The following is a 15,872-nucleotide window of genomic DNA, read 5'->3' on the forward strand; positions in this document are numbered from 1 at the left end:
GAACTTAGGTTCCTGAGCCTTGCCCGCAGTGTGAAAGAAGTCACATCGTCCCCGCTTTATTTCTCGCAAACGTTGTCGCGACCCCGGCCAACGCCGCCGGGCGGGCAGAGCAGAACGGGAGAGCGGTCATGAAGGTGAGGTTCTTGCGGTTTGCAATTGTGAAGAGCCGGGCGCGCCGCGCCTCGACGGTCGGGCTTTTCCTGACGATGTTTGCCTCCGCCGCCCATGCGCAGGGAACGCCGGAGCAGCGCCGGGCCTGCACGCCCGACGTCTACCGTCTCTGCGCCGGCGAAATCCCCAACGTCCGTGCCATCACCGCGTGCCTGCGACGTCACCGGGCCAGCCTGAGCGAAGCGTGCCGCGGCGTGTTCGACCAGGCCGGCGGGTAGTCGTCTCTGTGGATTTGTGCGCAGCAAGTGGCGTGCGCGCCACGCAAATCTGTTGAATCCGCGCTTGTGAATATGCTGCGGACAGGCTGTTGAGTGATCGAAAAGCCAACGTCGGTCCGCACGCGTCGATCCCAATGACGGAACGTCTCGGACTACGTTTTGCTCCATCGGAGCTTCGCCTCTACAGAAATTCTGACTTAGCGCATTGTCCGGCCACCTCATCCCAGTCAGAGGGGACGAGAAACCTAAGTTCGCCGCCTGCCATTATTGCGAACGCATTGCGAAGGACGACGAATTCGTCCTTTGCAAGCGCAACTGGCTTTGTTATACGCAGCCGCGCGCGAACGACTGGTTCGCCTTTTCCTCGGTAGCTCAGCGGTAGAGCATCCGACTGTTAATCGGATGGTCGCTGGTTCGAATCCAGCCCGGGGAGCCAAATTTTATCGCCAGTTCAACGAGTTGCGATAGCGCCTTCACGTGCCGCGCGATTTCGTTGCGGCAATATCTGAACTGCTTCCACGATCCCGACGCGCAATCAAACTCAACCAGACGTGTGCAATAGCGCCTTGGCGCCATGAGGACGGCGCCAAATCGACTCAATTCAAATCGAGCTTGCCCCGTGCCGGATCCTTACGGAGCTGATTCCCATGCCAGACATTCAGATCGACCGTTCTCATAGGGGACCCTCGATCCTGCCGGCCGACATTCCCGAACTCAGCGACGACGAATGCATCGCTTGTCTTGCGCGTGCGGTCGAGGCACCCGATTCGGCACGGCTGGACGAGGTCGCCGCTCTGATCGGCCGCCTCGCGGTGGCGATCGAATGATGCGTCCCGCACCCTGATCCTGATGCGGTGAGCTGCGCAAGCCCATGGGGCTCCTCGCGGCCAACGGCCATGTTGCGTTTTCGGCGGGCATGTTTCAAAGATGCCGCCAATTCATCTCCGCGGCATCGTCCGCATTCCAGGGTCCGCAAATGTCCGGTTTCTCGACTGCGCGCCAAAAAATGGTCGATGGCCAGGTGCGCACCAATGACGTTACCGACCGTCGTATTCTCGATGCCATGCTTACGGTTCCGCGCGAGGCCTTCGTGCCGGCCAGCAGGCAGGCGTTGGCTTATCTCGACCTCGACCTCGATGTGAGCGAGGGCGGCGCCAAGCGGTTCCTGATCAAGCCGCAACTGACCGGCAAGCTGCTCCAGGCCGCCGAAATCGGCCAAGGAGACAATGTGCTGATCGTCGGCTGCGCGACGGGCTATCTGGCCGCGCTTGCCGCCAAGCTCGCGCGCCAGGTCACGGCGACGGAATGTGATCCGGGTCTGGCGGCGAAGGCCAAGGACGCCTTCGCTGCCCTTGGGCTCGCCAACGTTACCTGCAAAGTCGGCTCCTGCAGCGAGGGTGATCCGTCCACCGCTCCTTATGACGTGATCGTCCTCAATGGCGCTGCCGAGATAACCCTGGAGGGGCTGCTCGGGCAGCTGAAGGAAGGCGGGCGCCTCGTGGGAGTGTCGGCCGAATCCAGGCCGCCGCGGGCCATGATCGTGACAAAGACTCATGGTGAATTCGGCCATCGGGCGTTGTTCGACGCCGCCGCCCCGGTCCTTCCCGGGATGGAACGGGCCGCCGCCTTCGTTTTCTGAGGCCCGGAGCCGAAAAATCCCGTTCTGAATCAGAAGTGTGGCCGGGATGCTGCACGTGAAGAGTTTCCACCGAGAACTACCCTGAGGTGGTTCCGCCGCGACAATCCCCGTCCTATGTTGCGGCGGGGCAACGACTCCACTCGATAGACGGTACCCAGCTCGCGGGCACGAGCCGGGCGTTAGAATGAACGGAATTTCAGGGATGCATGGGGTGAAGCTCTTCACCGGAGCTGCGGTTTCGGTCCTGCTGCTGTCGCTAGCCGGGCCGACGCCTGCCTTGGCGGACACGATCGAGTCCGCGCTGGTGCGCGCCTATCAGAACAATCCGCAGCTCAACGCACAGCGTGCCCAGGTGCGCTCGACCGACGAGAACGTGCCTCAGGCATTGTCGGGATATCGCCCCAGAGTCGCGCTGACGGCGAGCGCCGGTTATCAATATCAGGACACGCTGACCGCGCCGGGCAGCGCCCCAATCAATGGCACCACCGTTCCCCGCAGCGCGGGCCTGACGGTTTCGCAGACGCTCTACAACGGCAACCAGACCGCCAACAGGACGCGCGCGGCAGAGAGCCAGGTGTCCGGTGCTCGCGAAGCGCTGCGCAGCCTCGATCAAAGCGTGCTGCTTCAGGCTGCAACGACCTACATGGACTATCTGCGCGATGCCGCCACGCTGGAAGTCCAACGCAGCAACGTGCGCGTGCTCGAGCAGACGCTGAAGCAGACCCGTGACCGCTTCAATGTCGGCGAAGTGACGCGTACCGACGTCGCCCAATCGGAAGCGCAACTCGCTGCCGGCAGGACGCAGGCGCTTACCGCCGAAGCCAATCTCACCACGACGCGCGCGAATTTCCGTCGCATCATCGGCAACGAGCCGACAAACCTCGCGCCGGGCTCGCCGGTCGACCGGTTCCTGCCTGCGACGCTCGCTTCGGCCGTCGAGCTCAGCTTGGTCGAGCATCCCAACGTCACGGCCGCAATGTTCGGCATCGACGTCAACTATCTGCAGGTCAAGGTCGCCGAAGGCGCGCTGCTGCCCACGGTCACGTTGCAGGCCAGCGCAACGCAGGCCAATGAACAGTCGCTGATTCAATACAGGTCGTTTAGCGCAGCCGCGGTCGCACAGGCCTCGTGGCAGCTCTATGATGGCGGCAATCAATATGCGCTGATCCGTCAATCCAAGGAAAACCTGGCGCAGCAGCGTCTCAATCTCGAAACCACGCGCGATCAGATTCGTGCGACCGTGGTTCAGTGGTGGGGGTCGTTGCAGGCCGGTAAGGCGCAGGTGCAGTCCGCGCAGGCGCAAGTTGCGGCATCCGAGATCGCGCTGAATGGCGTGCGCGAAGAAGCCAAGGCGGGTCAGCGCACCACGCTCGACGTCCTCAACGCGCAGCAGGCCTTGGTCAACGCGCGCGTCGCGCTGGTCACCGCGCAGCATGACCGCGTGGTTGCATCCTATAACGTTCTCGCGGCTGTTGGCCGCCTGTCGCCGCAGGTGCTCGGCCTCGCGACCACGGTCTACGATCCCTCCGTGCATTACCAGCAGGTCCGCGACAGCTGGGCCGGTGTACGCACGCCTGACGGACGCTGATGTCCGTAGTGATCCGGTCGGTCTCGCGAAGTGCCGAGGCCGACTGGCGCTTTGCTTGCAATCATCAAAATCCCTGACATAGCCTTGCCAAGAAGATGCGGGTCGATTCGCCCGTATCGATGCCGTGTGCGTAAAGCTTGAGTGCCGGGGGCAGGGGCGCACCGCCGCACGTTGAGCCGTGATCTGGGGACAAGTCGGGCTGCTGCGACGAAAATCGTCGGGCCGCCGGTCCGGAACCGGCCAATCCTGCCGTGCTTGGTGTAAAACAACGCATGCGAGGGCGTTGATGATGTGGAGTCGGAGATGACGCAGCCTGCAAAGGTTACAGAACCCTCGATGGAGGAGATTCTGGCCTCGATCCGGCGCATCATCGCCGACGATGAGGCCAAGCCGCCGCCGACAGAAGCCGCAAAACCCGAGAAGGCTGCGGCGCCCGCCGCGCCAAAGCCGCAGGCGATGAACGACATTCCGCCATCCAAGGTCGCTCCGCCCAAACCCGCCGCCGAGAAGCCCGCACCGCCGCAGGCTGCAAAGCCGGCGCCGCCGCCGTCCGCAGCTGCGGCGGACGCATCCAATAGCCAAGACGATATCGACGCGCTGCTGGCCGGGCTCGACGCAGCAACGCCTGCGCCGGAGGTCCGCGCTCCCGAGCCGGAGCCGGAGCCCGACGTGCTCGAGTTGACCGACGAGATGGCGATGGACCCGACACCGCCTCCGCCGCCACCCACCTTCCACAAGGTCGAGCCGCGCGACGATCTCGAATTCACGGAATCGCCGCAGCCGCGCCCCCCGTCGCCGCCGTCCTACACGCCGGTGGACTACGATGCGCCGCCGGTGCCGCCGCAACAGCCGATCCTGGCGCAATCGACGGTCTCCGCGGTCGAATCTGCCTTCAACTCGCTGGCCCACACGGTTCTGAGCAGCAATGCGCGGACGCTGGAGGATCTGGTCAAGGAGATGTTGCGTCCGATGCTGAAGTCCTGGCTCGATGACAATCTGCCGGGCCTGGTTGAACGCATCGTGAAGGCCGAAATCGAGCGAGTCTCGCGCGGCGGCCGCTGAGAAGGGCCGTGCGGCCAAGATAAAGCCCTGCTCCGGCGTCATATTCGGCCTGCGGCCCGGGCCGAAAACGCCTGTCGTCGAGCTTCCCGTTGACTTGAACCGCGCGCGCGGCTTTCTAACAGCCCCATGATCGAGAAAAATTACCAGCCCGCCGATATCGAAACCCGCATGTCCGTGGTGTGGGAGGACAGCCTTGCCTTCAAGGCCGGCCGCCCCGACCGCCGCGACGCGGTGCCGTTCACCATTGTGATCCCGCCGCCGAACGTGACGGGCTCGCTGCACATGGGCCACGCCCTCAACAACACGCTTCAGGACATCCTGTGCCGGTTCGAGCGCATGCGCGGCCGCGACGTGCTGTGGCAGCCCGGCACCGACCATGCCGGCATCGCGACCCAGATGGTGGTCGAGCGCCAGCTGATGGAGCGTCAAGAGCCCGGCCGCCGCGAGATGGGCCGCGAGAAGTTTCTGGAGCGGGTCTGGCAGTGGAAGGCCGAGAGCGGCGACACCATCATCAATCAGCTCAAGCGGCTCGGCGCGTCCTGCGACTGGTCGCGCGAGCGCTTCACCATGGACGAGGGCCTGTCGAAGGCCGTCGTCAAGGTGTTTGTCGAGCTGCACCGCCAGGGGCTGATCTACAAGGACAAGCGGCTGGTGAACTGGGACACCAAGCTCTTGACCGCAATCTCCGATCTCGAAGTGCAGCAGGTCGAGGTCAAGGGCAGCCTCTGGTATCTGCGCTATCCGATCGAGGGGAAGACGTTCAGCCCTGAGGATCCCTCGAGCTTCATCGTCGTCGCCACCACGCGCCCCGAGACCATGCTCGGCGACACCGGCGTGGCGGTACATCCCGAGGACGAGCGTTATCAGAAGCTTATCGGCAAGAACGTCATCCTGCCGTTGGTCGGCCGCAAGATCCAGATCGTCGCCGACGACTATTCGGATCCGGACAAGGGCTCGGGCGCGGTGAAGGTGACGCCGGCGCACGACTTCAACGATTTCGAGCTCGGTAATCGCCACGGCCTGCGCCGGATCAGCGTCCTCGACAGGGAGGGTTCTCTCGATCTCCTCGACAACGAGGATTATCTGCGTGACCTGCCGGAAGGCGCCGGGCAGTTCGCCGAGGAATTCCACAAGGTCGACCGCTTTGTCGCACGCAAGCGCATCGTCGAGCGATTGGAATCGTTCGGCTTCGTCGAGCGGATCGAGCCGCACACCCACATGGTGCCGCATGGCGATCGTTCGAACAGCGTGATCGAGCCGTATCTGACCGATCAATGGTATGTCGATGCCAAGACGCTGGCGAAGCCCGCGATCGCGGCGGTGCGTTCGGGCGAAACGACGTTCGTGCCGAAAAACTGGGAAAAGACCTATTTCGAGTGGATGGAGAACATCCAGCCCTGGTGCATCTCGCGCCAGCTCTGGTGGGGCCACCAGATCCCGGCCTGGTACGGTCCGGATGGGAAGGTGTTCGTCGCCGAGACCGAGGAGGAGGCCGTCAGCCACGCGCTCGGCTACTACGTCGAGCAGGAGGTCATCACGGCCGAGCAGGGGCGTGAGATGGCGCTCGATCGCAACAAGCGCGAAGGCTTCATCACGCGCGACGAGGACGTGCTCGACACTTGGTTTTCGTCGGCGCTGTGGCCGTTCTCGACGCTCGGCTGGCCCGACGACACGCCCGAGGTGCAGCGCTATTATCCGACCAATGCGCTGGTGACCGGCTTCGACATCATCTTCTTCTGGGTCGCCCGCATGATGATGATGGGCCTGCACTTCATGAAGGAGGTGCCGTTCTCGACCGTCTACATCCACGCCCTCGTCCGCGACGAGAAGGGCGCCAAGATGTCGAAGTCGAAGGGCAACGTCATCGATCCCCTCCATCTGATCGACGAATATGGCGCGGACGCGCTCCGCTTCACGCTGGCCGCGATGGCGGCGCAGGGCCGCGACATCAAGCTCGCCACCAGCCGCGTCGAGGGCTACCGCAATTTCGCGACCAAGCTCTGGAATGCTTGTCGCTTCGCGGAGATGAATCACTGTGCCGTTCCCGACGGCTTCGAGCCGGCGAAGGCGAAGCAGACGCTGAACCGCTGGATCGCGCACGAGAGCGCGCACACCACGCGAGAAGTGACCGAGGCCATCGGAGCCTATCGCTTCAACGATGCCGCCGGCAGCATCTACCGCTTCGTCTGGAACGTCTATTGCGACTGGTATGTCGAGCTCGCCAAGCCCGTGCTGCTCGGTCCCGACAGTCCCGCCAAGGACGAAACCCGCGCTATGGTGGCCTGGGCGCGCGACGAGATCCTCAAGCTGCTGCACCCCTTCATGCCCTTCATCACCGAAGAGCTGTGGGAGGTGACGGCGAAGCGCGATAGCCTGCTCGCATTGGCGCCGTGGCCGCTCAAGCCGGTTGAGCCGACGCCGGAGCAGCTTGCGATGCTCGCCGCGACGACGGGACCGACCGATCCGCTCGTCTCGCCGGCCTGGGTGCTGCCGATCTTCGACCATGCCGACTTCAGCGATCCCGCGGCCGAGGCCGAGATCGGCTGGGTGATCGATCTCGTCACCCAGATCCGTTCGGTGCGTGCCGAGATGAATATCCCGCCGGCGACGCTGACGGCGCTGGTGCTCGTGGGCGTTTCGGCAGAGACGAAAGAGCGCGCGCCGCGCTGGACCGAAGTCATCAAGCGCATGGCGCGGCTCTCCGACATCTCTTTCGCCGACCGCGCACCTGACGGCGCCGTTCAACTGCTTGTGCGCGGCGAGGTGGCCGCGCTGCCGCTGAAGGGCGTAATCGACGTCGCCGCCGAGCGCACGCGTCTCGACAAGGAGATCGGCAAGGCCGACGCCGACATCAAGCGCGCCGAGTCCAAGCTGGCCAACGAGAAGTTCGTCGCCAACGCGGCCGAGGAGGTCGTCGAGGAGGAGCGCGAAAAGCGCGAGGCGGCGCTGGCCCGCAAGGCCAAGCTGCTGGAGGCGCTGGAGCGGCTCAAGCAGGCGTCTTAATCTGGTCCTCATTCCGGGGCGGCTCGAAGAGCCGAACCCGGAATCTCGAGATTCCGGGTCTGGTCCTTCGGACCATCCCGGAATGATCGTTACTTCGGAAACGGCTTGCTCAAAAATTTCGAGCCCTTGATGCCATAGCGCCAGGGCAGCTCGACCGCCTTGGTGATGCCGATCCGAATCCCGGCAGCGACCTCGACATCCTCCGTCCGCGCGTGCAGGGCGATCGGCGGCCGATCCAGCGGCAGCGCGTTGTGCGCGATCGTGATGCCGAGCGCTTCGGTCAGCTTGCCCGGGCCCGAGCACAGCGCGTGCAAATCCTGGAGATGGCGGCGGCGTCGCATCGCGGCTAAGCCATGGGTCGGCTCCAGCGCGCGGATCAGCACGGCGCTGGCCGAACCTTCCTCCTCGCAGACGAAGTTCACGCACCAATGGATGCCGTAGGAACGGTAGACATAGGCGTAGCCGGGCGGCCCAAACATCACCTGGTTCCGAGGCGTCGGCCCGCGATAGGAATGCGCGGCCGGGTCGGTATGATGATAGGCCTCGACCTCGACGATGATTCCACCGACGCCGTCGACCAGCATGGTGGCGCCGATCAGGTCGGGCGCGACCTCGTGGACGCTGCGGTCGAAAAAGGTCCGCTTCAGCGGCTTGCCAAGCCGCAACGGAGAGGCATTCGATCTTGGAGCCATTCGAGGTGAGAATCGCCTGAGAACAGAGCAGGATATTGCCCATATCTGCCATGTTCGCTGAAGCGGGGCGAGCCGGGTTGCGATGCTCAGCCAGACCGACTAGGTAGGACCTGAACAGACCGGACACCCCATGGTCGTTATTGTCGATACCATCACGAACCCGCTGCGCCCGCGCCACCCTGAAAAGGTGAACCGGCCCGATTCCGCTTCGCCGCCGAAGCCGGACTGGATTCGCGTGCGCGCGCCCAATACCCGCGGCTATACCGACACCCGCAACATCGTGCGGGCCAACGGCCTGCACACGGTGTGCGAGGAAGCGGGCTGCCCGAATATCGGCGAGTGTTGGGACAAGAAGCACGCGACCTTCATGATCATGGGTGACACCTGCACCCGTGCCTGCGCCTTCTGCAACGTCAAGACCGGCCTGCCCAACGCGCTCGATGCGTCCGAACCGCAGCACGTCGCCGAGGCCGTGGCCAAGCTGGGGCTGGCGCACGTCGTCATCACTTCGGTCGACCGCGACGACCTCGCCGACGGCGGCGCCGAGCATTTTGCCCAGACCATTCGTGCGATCCGCGCCGCGTGTCCTTCGACCACGATCGAGATCCTGACGCCGGACTTCCTGCGCAAGGAGGGGGCACTCGAGGTCGTCGTTGCGGCGAAGCCCGACGTGTTCAACCACAATCTCGAGACCGTGCCGTCGCGCTATCTCACGGTGCGGCCCGGCGCGCGCTATTTCCACTCGATCCGGCTGCTGCAGCGGGTTAGGGAGCTCGATCCCACCATCTTCACCAAGTCCGGCATCATGGTCGGCCTTGGCGAGGAGCGCCACGAGGTGCTCCAGGTAATGGACGATCTGCGCTCTGCCGAGGTCGATTTCCTGACCATCGGCCAGTATCTCCAACCCACCCGTAAGCATCACGCCGTGATGCGCTTCGTGCCGCCCGACGAGTTCGCCTCCTACGAGAAGGTCGCCTACACCAAGGGCTTCCTGATGGTGTCGGCGAGCCCGCTGACCCGCTCGTCCCATCATGCCGGCGAGGATTTTGCGAGATTGAAGGCCGCGCGGGCAGCTAACGCCCGCTGAACCGCTATGCCCAAATTTTCGAGCAAGCGCCGTGTCAGTCACAGCGCATCCGAGATGTTTGATCTGGTCGCCGACGTCGAGCGATACCCGGAATTCGTGCCGCTGTGCAGCGCGCTGAGAGTGCGTCAGCGCATGGCGAAACCTGACGGCACCGAGGTGCTGGTCGCCGACATGACAGTGTCGTTCAAGCTGGTCAAGGAATCCTTCACCAGCCGGGTGACACTCGACCGCGCCAATCTGAAAATCCTGGTCGAATATCTGCAAGGTCCTTTCAGAAATCTTGAAAACCGCTGGACGTTCGAGCCCAAGGGTGAGGGCGTCTGCGATGTCGGTTTCTTTCTCGCCTATGAATTCAAGAGCCGCATGCTCGCGATGCTGATGGGCTCGATGTTCGACGCCGCATTCGCGCGCTTCTCCACTGCGTTCGAAAAACGCGCGGACGCGATTTATGGCCGGCCGAAGCTGGCGCCGACGTAGGCCGCACTCTTTCCACCGGCATTGCGAGGAGCTCTTGCGACGAAGCAATCCAGAATCCCTCTGAGGAACATTCTGGATTGCTTCGCTTCCGCCTTCGCTCTCCGAGCTTCGGCGGACAAGCCGCTGGGAAATGACTGAGGATGAGCATCCAGGTAGCTTTTCCAATTGGCATCTCAATCGCAGACACACCTGCGCGTCCTCGCGGCTTTCTCTCGCCCGAGCTTTGCTTCGTCGAGACACCCTCTTGAAGTCAGAGGGCGCAGGGAAGACCGGATGCCGGCTGGGCACCCGCGGTCCACTGTGCGGGAGTTACGCTACGAAGAGCTGCACAGCGGCATACAGGTGAAGCCAAACAACCGGCCTTCCCTGCGCAGTGGTTTGACGGCTTATGCCGAGCTCTCCCCGGGGAGCGATGCACTATTGCCCCCGTCGCCTTGCGGATCGCTGATGCGCGCGCCCGGTTGGACGAAAACGCATCACCGCAAGACTTGACGCACAGGCCCCGGGCGTCAGGACGACACGGTTTTGCCGTACGCTGATCGCATCGGTCGTTTGCGCGCGGCGATCGCTCACGGTTCCCGCCCTGCGATGCCCTTCGCGCCGGTGCTGCCAGCGTCCACCACGGCCCATCCCGCGTTCGTGACGATCGCGATCCGCCCCTCTGACAGGGATGAGGTGGCCGGACAATGTGCAAAATCAGAAATTCTGTAAAAGCGAATATTTTGACGCGAGCGGATTGACCGCGCAATTGTGTGTCTTGCCCGACGGGCAACACAAAGGGTTGTGGCCCAGATGGAGAGCAGCGCAATCCGGGCTACCAGGTTGGCGTTCCCATCGACATCCGCCGGGATCATTTCGCGCCGCCGCGAGTTCTCAACCGATTCGTCCGGGTTGGAGCTTCCATGACCATCAATTTCGATACGTTGAAAGCATCGCTCGTCCTGTATGGCTTGAACGCGATTTACGCGATCCTGCTGTTCGCGGTCGGCTGGTATCTGTCCGGCGCAATGCAGCGTTTCGTCACGCGCGTCTTGAGTGTCACGCACCGGGTCGATCCGCTGGTGACCTTGTTCGTCGCCAGTGTGGCTCGCTATGCCGTGCTCGCGGTGGTCGGCATCGCCGTGCTGCAGCTCTTCGGCATCCAGACCGCGAGCCTCGTTGCCGTGCTGGGCGCGACTTCACTCGCCATCGGCCTTGCGCTTCAAGGCACGCTCTCCAACCTCGCCGCCGGCGTGATGCTGCTGCTGTTTCGTCCCTTTCACATCGGCGACGACGTCGAGGTCGCCGGCAAGGCGGGGAAGGTGAAGTCGTTGTCGCTGTTCATGACCGAGCTGGTCGCGCTCGACAATACGCAGATCCTGTTGCCGAACGGGCAGGTGTGGGGCGCGGCCATCATCAACCACAGCGCCTATCCAGGTACGGGGGAAGTCAAGGTGGCGTTTCCGGTCAGGGCAGGTGCGGCCAATGCGTTGGCCGACCAGATCCTGAAGGAGCTGCGTGACGATCCCCGCATCGACGACAGGACCGCGCCGTCGGTCAATGTGTCAAAGGTGATCGCTGCCGATCCCGCAGCACCCGTCGTGGAATTGACGGTGAGCGCGAAGGTCAATCCATCAGATGCCGATGCGGTTAGGCAGCGCGTGCTCGATCGTGCAAGCGCGCTGCTGTCGACGGACTGAGAGCGCCTCAGCCCCGCGGCGAGCGCGGCGGCCTGCGCTTCACCGCGTGTCGGCGTGGCGAGCGGGTGACGCGGGGACGCAGACGGCTTGCGGCTGCGGGGCGCGGCTTGACCTGGACTTGCGGGCCGCGGGCGAGGTCCATCAGCATGCGCAGCGCCTCGACCACGGAGCGCGCGCGCACGGCGCTGCGGCCGATCGCGCCGAAGCGGTGCTCGCGATGGATGATGCGGCCGTCGCGCGCCGCCGCCGCGAAGTGCACGAGGCCGACCGGCTTGCCAGGCGTTGCGCCGCCGGGGCCGGCAATTCCGGTGATGGCGACCGCGAGATCGACATCGGCGCGCTCCAGGGCACCGATCGCCATGGCGGTTGCGGTCTCCTTGCTGACCGCGCCGAAATTGGCGAGCGTGCTCGCCTCGACCCCGAGCATCGCGCGCTTGGCGTCGTTGGAATAGGTGACGAAGCCCCGGTCGATCACGTCGGAAGAACCGGGGATGTCGGTCAGCGCGCCGGCGACGAGGCCGCCGGTGCAGGACTCGGCCGTCGCGATCGTCAGCTTGCGCATCCGGCACAAATCGAGCAGCGAGCGAGAGAGGGCGCGTGCGTCGCTGCCGCCCATGGTCCTACAGGCTCCAGGGCAGGCGGATGGTGGCGCTCGCGGTGGCCGCGATGCCTTCCTCGCGGCCGGTGAAGCCGAGCCGCTCGCTGGTCGTCGCCTTCACCGCGACGCGGGAGATGTCGACGCCGGAGATCTCGGCGATGCGCGCGCGCATGATGTCGCGCAAGGGACCGATCTTCGGCCGTTCGCAGATCAGCGTCACCTCGAGATTGGCGACGCGGCCGCCGCGCGCCGCGACGCGCTCGATGGCATATTTCAGGAACTGGTCGGAGGAAGCACCCTTCCACTTCGCGTCGCTCGGCGGGAAGTGCGAGCCGATGTCACCGTCGGCGAGCGCACCGAGAATGGCGTCGACCAGCGCATGCAGGCCGACATCTCCGTCGGAATGGGCGAGAAAACCCTTGGTGTGAGGGACGCGCACGCCGCAGATCATGACGTGGTCGCCGTCGCCGAAGGCGTGCACGTCATAGCCCGTGCCGGTCCTGATATCGCCGAGCTGGGCGGCGAGACGTGCTTCCTCGCGCACGAAATCCTCGGGAGTGGTGAGCTTCATATTGGCAACATCGCCTTCAAAGGTTGCAACCGTCAATCCTGCCCATTCGGCAATGGCGGCATCGTCGGTGAAATCCGAGCGTCCTTCCTTTGCCGCGCGACGATGCGCCTCGAGGATGACGTCGAAAAGAAAGGATTGCGGCGTCTGCGCGATTCGCAGCCGCGCGCGGTCCGGCGTGCCCTCGACATGGCCGTTCTCGCCGGTGAGCTTGATCGTGTCGGTGACGGCAATGGCGGGGATCGCTGCGCCGGTGCGGCTCGCCGCCTCGATCGCACGGGAGATCACGCCTTCCGAGACGAAGGGGCGGGCGGCGTCATGGATCAGGACGATATCGGGCTTGTGCCGTGCGAGCGCTTCGAGGCCGGCGAGCACCGAGGCTTGGCGGGTGGCGCCGCCGTTGGCCGGCGGCTCGTGCTTGAGGCCTGCGACCGCTGCCGTGAAGATGGCGGTATCGTCGGGATTCACCACCGGCTGCACCGCAAACACCTCGGGGTGGCGGCTGAAGGCTTCCATGGCGCGATGGATCACGGGCACACCGCCGATCTCGCGATATTGCTTCGGCCCGCCAGCGCCGGCGCGCAAGCCGCGTCCGGCTGCGACAAGGACGGCCGCGGTGCGTTGTGATTTCGCCATGGGACTCAAATACTCAGTTGATGATGACGAGTCGGGGAGTGGGGTGATTTGGTGGCATGCCTCTAGCACGGCAGGCCCGCAAAAAAAGGGGTTTCCGGCGCATTGTGGGCAACAGCATTTTGCTGCACTGCACTTGAAAGATTTGCAGAACTGTCTAAACTGTAGGCATGACGCTTGACTGCACAAGAACTGTGCGCAAGATAGATCATGGCAGGCGCGATGAGGCCCTGTCCAGTCAACGAGACCCCTGTGACCGGCTCGGCAATATCCGGCTCTAAGCCGTTGAAAATAGGCGATATTGATGTCGCCACCCCGGTCTTCCTGGCACCGATGTCGGGGGTGACTGACTCGCCCGTTCGGCGGTTGGCCGCGGAGCTTGGGGCGGGTCTCGTCGTGTCGGAAATGACAGCCAGCGATGAACTCGCCAACGGCCACCGGATGTCGCGGTTGCGTTGCGAAGCGACGGGAATCGGTCCGCATGTGGTCCAGCTCGCCGGCTGCGAGGCGCATTGGATGGCCGAAGGCGCCCGGATCGCTGAGGCCGAAGGCGCCGACATCATCGATATCAATATGGGCTGTCCGGCCCGCCACGTCACCGGCGGCCAGTCCGGCTCGGCCCTGATGCGCGACCTCGACCATGCCGTCAGCCTGATCGAGGCGACGATCGCCGCGGTCAAGGTGCCCGTGACACTGAAGATGCGGCTCGGCTGGGACGACCGCAGCCGCAACGCGCCGGAGCTGGCGCGGCGCGCGGAAGCATCAGGCATCAAGCTCGTCGCCGTGCATGGCCGCACCCGCTGCCAGTTCTACAAGGGCGAGGCCGATTGGGATGCGATCCGCGCCGTGCGCGAGGCCATCTCCATTCCGCTCGTCGTCAATGGCGACATCACGTCCTATGAGAAGGCGCTCGCGGCGTTGGAGGCCTCCGGCGCCGATGCCGTGATGATCGGCCGCGGCGCGCAGGGCCAGCCCTGGCTGCCCGGCCAGATCGGCCGCCGCCTGAAGGGCGGGGCAGAGGAAGCAACGCCGGCGCTCGAGACGCAGCTGCATTATGTCCGCACGCTCTATGAAGGTGTTTGCGCACTATACGGCTTGCGCATTGGCCTCAGGCATGCGCGCAAGCATCTGGGCTGGGCGCTCGACGTCGCGGCGGAGGTCAGCGGCGCGCCGGCCGAGACGCTGAAATCGTGGCGCCAGAAGATACTCACCTCGGAGGAACCGCGCCGCGTTCACCAATCGCTGCAAGACGCCTTCGACGACTTCGCATGGAGGGCCGCTGCATGAGCTCAGCCGCCGAACATCGCCGGCCGTCCGACAGCGATGCGATCTTGGATGCGCTGCCCAATCCCGTGCTGATGATCGGCCCGGACGGCAAGATCGTCGCCGCCAACATCGCGACCGAAGCCTTCTTCGAAATCTCGACGCAGTTCTTGAAGCGGCAATCGCTCAAGGAGCTGGTGCCGTTCGGCAGCCCGCTGCTGGCACTGATCGACCAGGTGCGCTCGTCGAACTCGCCGGTCAACGAATACAAGGTTGATCTGGGCACACCGCGCATGGGCGGCGACCGCCAGGTCGACCTGCATGTGGCTCCGCTCACCGAGCGGCCCGGCCATATCGTGGTGATGCTCCAGGAGCGCAGCATCGCCGACAAGATGGACCGTCAGCTCACCCATCGCAGCGCCGCGCGCTCGGTGATCGCGCTCGCCGCGATGCTGGCGCACGAGATCAAGAATCCGCTGTCGGGAATCCGCGGCGCGGCTCAATTGCTGGAGCAGCAGGCCTCGTCCGAGGACCGCATGCTGACGCGCCTGATCTGCGACGAGGCCGACCGCATTGTGACGCTGGTCGACCGCATGGAGGTGTTCGGCGACGAGCGCCCCGTGGTGCGCGGTCCCGTCAACATTCACTCTGTGCTCGATCACGTGAAGCGGCTGGCGCAGTCCGGCTTTGCCCGCAACATCCGCTTCATCGAGGATTACGATCCTTCGCTGCCGCCGGTGCTGGCGAACCAGGACCAGCTGGTCCAGGTGTTCCTCAATCTCGTCAAGAACGCCGCCGAAGCCCTGATCGACGCGCCCGACGCCGAGATCCAGCTCACCACCGCGTTCCGCCCCGGCGTGCGCCTGTCAGTCCCCGGTCAAAAATCCCGGGTATCCCTGCCGCTTGAATTCTGCGTGAGAGACAACGGACCAGGCGTGCCAGACGACCTTCTGCCCAACCTGTTCGATCCCTTCGTGACCACCAAGCAGACCGGCTCGGGGCTGGGCCTCGCGCTGGTCGCAAAGATCGTCGGCGATCACGGGGGCATCATCGAATGCGAATCTCAGCCGCGCAAGACCACCTTCCGCGTGCTGATGCCGATGTATTCCACATCGGCGAAACATGCCGATCAAAGCAGCCGCGCCGACTCTGCCGGGAAGCCGTCGCCTGCATCACAGGGGGCAAGATGAGGAT

At 64.4% G+C, this 15,872-nt stretch carries 15 protein-coding genes and 1 tRNA gene; 12 read left to right on the forward strand and 4 right to left on the reverse strand.

Features of this window, described 5'->3' with window-relative positions:
* Window positions 1–128: 128 nt before the first annotated feature.
* From IVA78_RS07495 to IVA78_RS07525, 7 genes are all read left to right on the forward strand, one after another.
* Window positions 129–389 carry a hypothetical protein gene (locus IVA78_RS07495; RefSeq protein WP_247281072.1) on the forward strand — a complete coding sequence of 87 codons (261 nt, stop codon included), beginning with the start codon at window positions 129–131 and terminating at the stop codon, window positions 387–389.
* 361 nt (window positions 390–750) lie between these two features.
* Window positions 751–825 (forward strand) — tRNA-Asn (locus IVA78_RS07500).
* Between the two features lie 211 nt (window positions 826–1,036).
* On the forward strand, window positions 1,037–1,216 hold the full coding sequence (locus IVA78_RS07505; RefSeq protein WP_247281073.1) for a hypothetical protein: 180 nt from the start codon (window positions 1,037–1,039) through the stop codon (window positions 1,214–1,216).
* Between the two features lie 149 nt (window positions 1,217–1,365).
* Window positions 1,366–2,028 carry a protein-L-isoaspartate O-methyltransferase gene (locus IVA78_RS07510; RefSeq protein ID WP_247281074.1) on the forward strand — a complete coding sequence of 221 codons (663 nt, stop codon included), beginning with the start codon at window positions 1,366–1,368 and terminating at the stop codon, window positions 2,026–2,028.
* Between the two features lie 202 nt (window positions 2,029–2,230).
* Window positions 2,231–3,616 (forward strand): TolC family outer membrane protein, encoded by a 1,386-nt coding sequence (locus tag IVA78_RS07515; protein WP_247281128.1) that lies wholly within the window; start codon window positions 2,231–2,233, stop codon window positions 3,614–3,616.
* Window positions 3,617–3,919: 303 nt separating this feature from the next.
* Window positions 3,920–4,678: a DUF2497 domain-containing protein gene (locus tag IVA78_RS07520; RefSeq protein ID WP_247281075.1), complete on the forward strand. Its 759-nt coding sequence runs from the start codon at window positions 3,920–3,922 to the stop codon at window positions 4,676–4,678.
* 126 nt (window positions 4,679–4,804) lie between these two features.
* Entirely contained in the window at window positions 4,805–7,681 is a 2,877-nt protein-coding gene (locus tag IVA78_RS07525) for a valine--tRNA ligase (protein ID WP_247281076.1), read from the forward strand.
* Between the two features lie 89 nt (window positions 7,682–7,770).
* On the opposite strand, the gene IVA78_RS07530 is transcribed toward IVA78_RS07525, so the two are convergent.
* Window positions 7,771–8,373, reverse strand: coding sequence for a DNA-3-methyladenine glycosylase (locus tag IVA78_RS07530; protein WP_247281077.1), 603 nt, complete (start codon window positions 8,371–8,373; stop codon window positions 7,771–7,773).
* A 130-nt stretch (window positions 8,374–8,503) separates the two neighbouring features.
* On the opposite strand from IVA78_RS07530, the gene lipA reads away from it, so the two are divergent.
* The 3 genes from lipA (at window position 8,504) to IVA78_RS07545 (ending at window position 11,616) form a co-directional block, all read left to right on the forward strand.
* Window positions 8,504–9,460: a lipoyl synthase gene (lipA, locus tag IVA78_RS07535; protein WP_247464944.1), complete on the forward strand. Its 957-nt coding sequence runs from the start codon at window positions 8,504–8,506 to the stop codon at window positions 9,458–9,460.
* A gap of 6 nt (window positions 9,461–9,466) precedes the next feature.
* Window positions 9,467–9,937 (forward strand): type II toxin-antitoxin system RatA family toxin, encoded by a 471-nt coding sequence (locus IVA78_RS07540; RefSeq protein WP_247464946.1) that lies wholly within the window; start codon window positions 9,467–9,469, stop codon window positions 9,935–9,937.
* A 902-nt stretch (window positions 9,938–10,839) separates the two neighbouring features.
* A complete protein-coding gene (locus tag IVA78_RS07545; RefSeq protein WP_247281080.1) occupies window positions 10,840–11,616 on the forward strand; it encodes a mechanosensitive ion channel domain-containing protein in 777 nt (258 codons plus the stop codon).
* 7 nt (window positions 11,617–11,623) lie between these two features.
* On the opposite strand, the gene IVA78_RS07550 is transcribed toward IVA78_RS07545, so the two are convergent.
* The 3 genes from IVA78_RS07550 to IVA78_RS07560 form a co-directional block, all read right to left on the reverse strand.
* The gene (locus IVA78_RS07550) at window positions 11,624–12,232 is read right to left on the reverse strand and encodes a CinA family protein (RefSeq protein ID WP_247281081.1); all 609 of its coding nucleotides are present in this window, start codon (window positions 12,230–12,232) and stop codon (window positions 11,624–11,626) included.
* A 4-nt stretch (window positions 12,233–12,236) separates the two neighbouring features.
* Window positions 12,237–13,418, reverse strand: a complete 1,182-nt coding sequence (locus IVA78_RS07555) for a bifunctional 2-C-methyl-D-erythritol 4-phosphate cytidylyltransferase/2-C-methyl-D-erythritol 2,4-cyclodiphosphate synthase (RefSeq protein WP_247281082.1) — start codon at window positions 13,416–13,418, stop codon at window positions 12,237–12,239.
* A gap of 62 nt (window positions 13,419–13,480) precedes the next feature.
* On the reverse strand, window positions 13,481–13,729 hold the full coding sequence (locus tag IVA78_RS07560; RefSeq protein WP_247281135.1) for a hypothetical protein: 249 nt from the start codon (window positions 13,727–13,729) through the stop codon (window positions 13,481–13,483).
* On the opposite strand from IVA78_RS07560, the gene dusB reads away from it, so the two are divergent.
* Complete coding sequence (gene dusB, locus IVA78_RS07565) at window positions 13,701–14,702, forward strand: tRNA dihydrouridine synthase DusB (protein ID WP_247281129.1); 1,002 nt, start codon at window positions 13,701–13,703, stop codon at window positions 14,700–14,702. The genes IVA78_RS07560 and dusB overlap by 29 nt on opposite strands.
* Window positions 14,699–15,868 carry a nitrogen regulation protein NR(II) gene (locus IVA78_RS07570; protein WP_247281083.1) on the forward strand — a complete coding sequence of 390 codons (1,170 nt, stop codon included), beginning with the start codon at window positions 14,699–14,701 and terminating at the stop codon, window positions 15,866–15,868. Before dusB ends, IVA78_RS07570 begins: the two co-directional genes overlap by 4 nt.
* Window positions 15,869–15,872 lie beyond the last annotated feature (4 nt).

Origin of the sequence: Bradyrhizobium sp. 137 (genome assembly GCF_023074095.1) — a bacterium.
Lineage (GTDB): Bacteria > Pseudomonadota > Alphaproteobacteria > Rhizobiales > Xanthobacteraceae > Bradyrhizobium.

Coding starts and splice junctions, on each gene's coding strand:
- IVA78_RS07520 (WP_247281075.1), top strand. CDS start 3,920: ATGACGCAGCCTGCAAAGGTTACAGAACCCTCGATGGAGGAGATTCTG.
- IVA78_RS07555 (WP_247281082.1), bottom strand. CDS start 13,418: ATGGCGAAATCACAACGCACCGCGGCCGTCCTTGTCGCAGCCGGACGC.
- IVA78_RS07540 (WP_247464946.1), top strand. CDS start 9,467: ATGCCCAAATTTTCGAGCAAGCGCCGTGTCAGTCACAGCGCATCCGAG.
- IVA78_RS07570 (WP_247281083.1), top strand. CDS start 14,699: ATGAGCTCAGCCGCCGAACATCGCCGGCCGTCCGACAGCGATGCGATC.
- IVA78_RS07505 (WP_247281073.1), top strand. CDS start 1,037: ATGCCAGACATTCAGATCGACCGTTCTCATAGGGGACCCTCGATCCTG.
- IVA78_RS07545 (WP_247281080.1), top strand. CDS start 10,840: ATGACCATCAATTTCGATACGTTGAAAGCATCGCTCGTCCTGTATGGC.
- IVA78_RS07530 (WP_247281077.1), bottom strand. CDS start 8,373: ATGGCTCCAAGATCGAATGCCTCTCCGTTGCGGCTTGGCAAGCCGCTG.
- IVA78_RS07510 (WP_247281074.1), top strand. CDS start 1,366: ATGTCCGGTTTCTCGACTGCGCGCCAAAAAATGGTCGATGGCCAGGTG.
- IVA78_RS07515 (WP_247281128.1), top strand. CDS start 2,231: ATGCATGGGGTGAAGCTCTTCACCGGAGCTGCGGTTTCGGTCCTGCTG.
- IVA78_RS07495 (WP_247281072.1), top strand. CDS start 129: ATGAAGGTGAGGTTCTTGCGGTTTGCAATTGTGAAGAGCCGGGCGCGC.
- lipA (WP_247464944.1), top strand. CDS start 8,504: ATGGTCGTTATTGTCGATACCATCACGAACCCGCTGCGCCCGCGCCAC.
- IVA78_RS07525 (WP_247281076.1), top strand. CDS start 4,805: ATGATCGAGAAAAATTACCAGCCCGCCGATATCGAAACCCGCATGTCC.
- IVA78_RS07550 (WP_247281081.1), bottom strand. CDS start 12,232: ATGGGCGGCAGCGACGCACGCGCCCTCTCTCGCTCGCTGCTCGATTTG.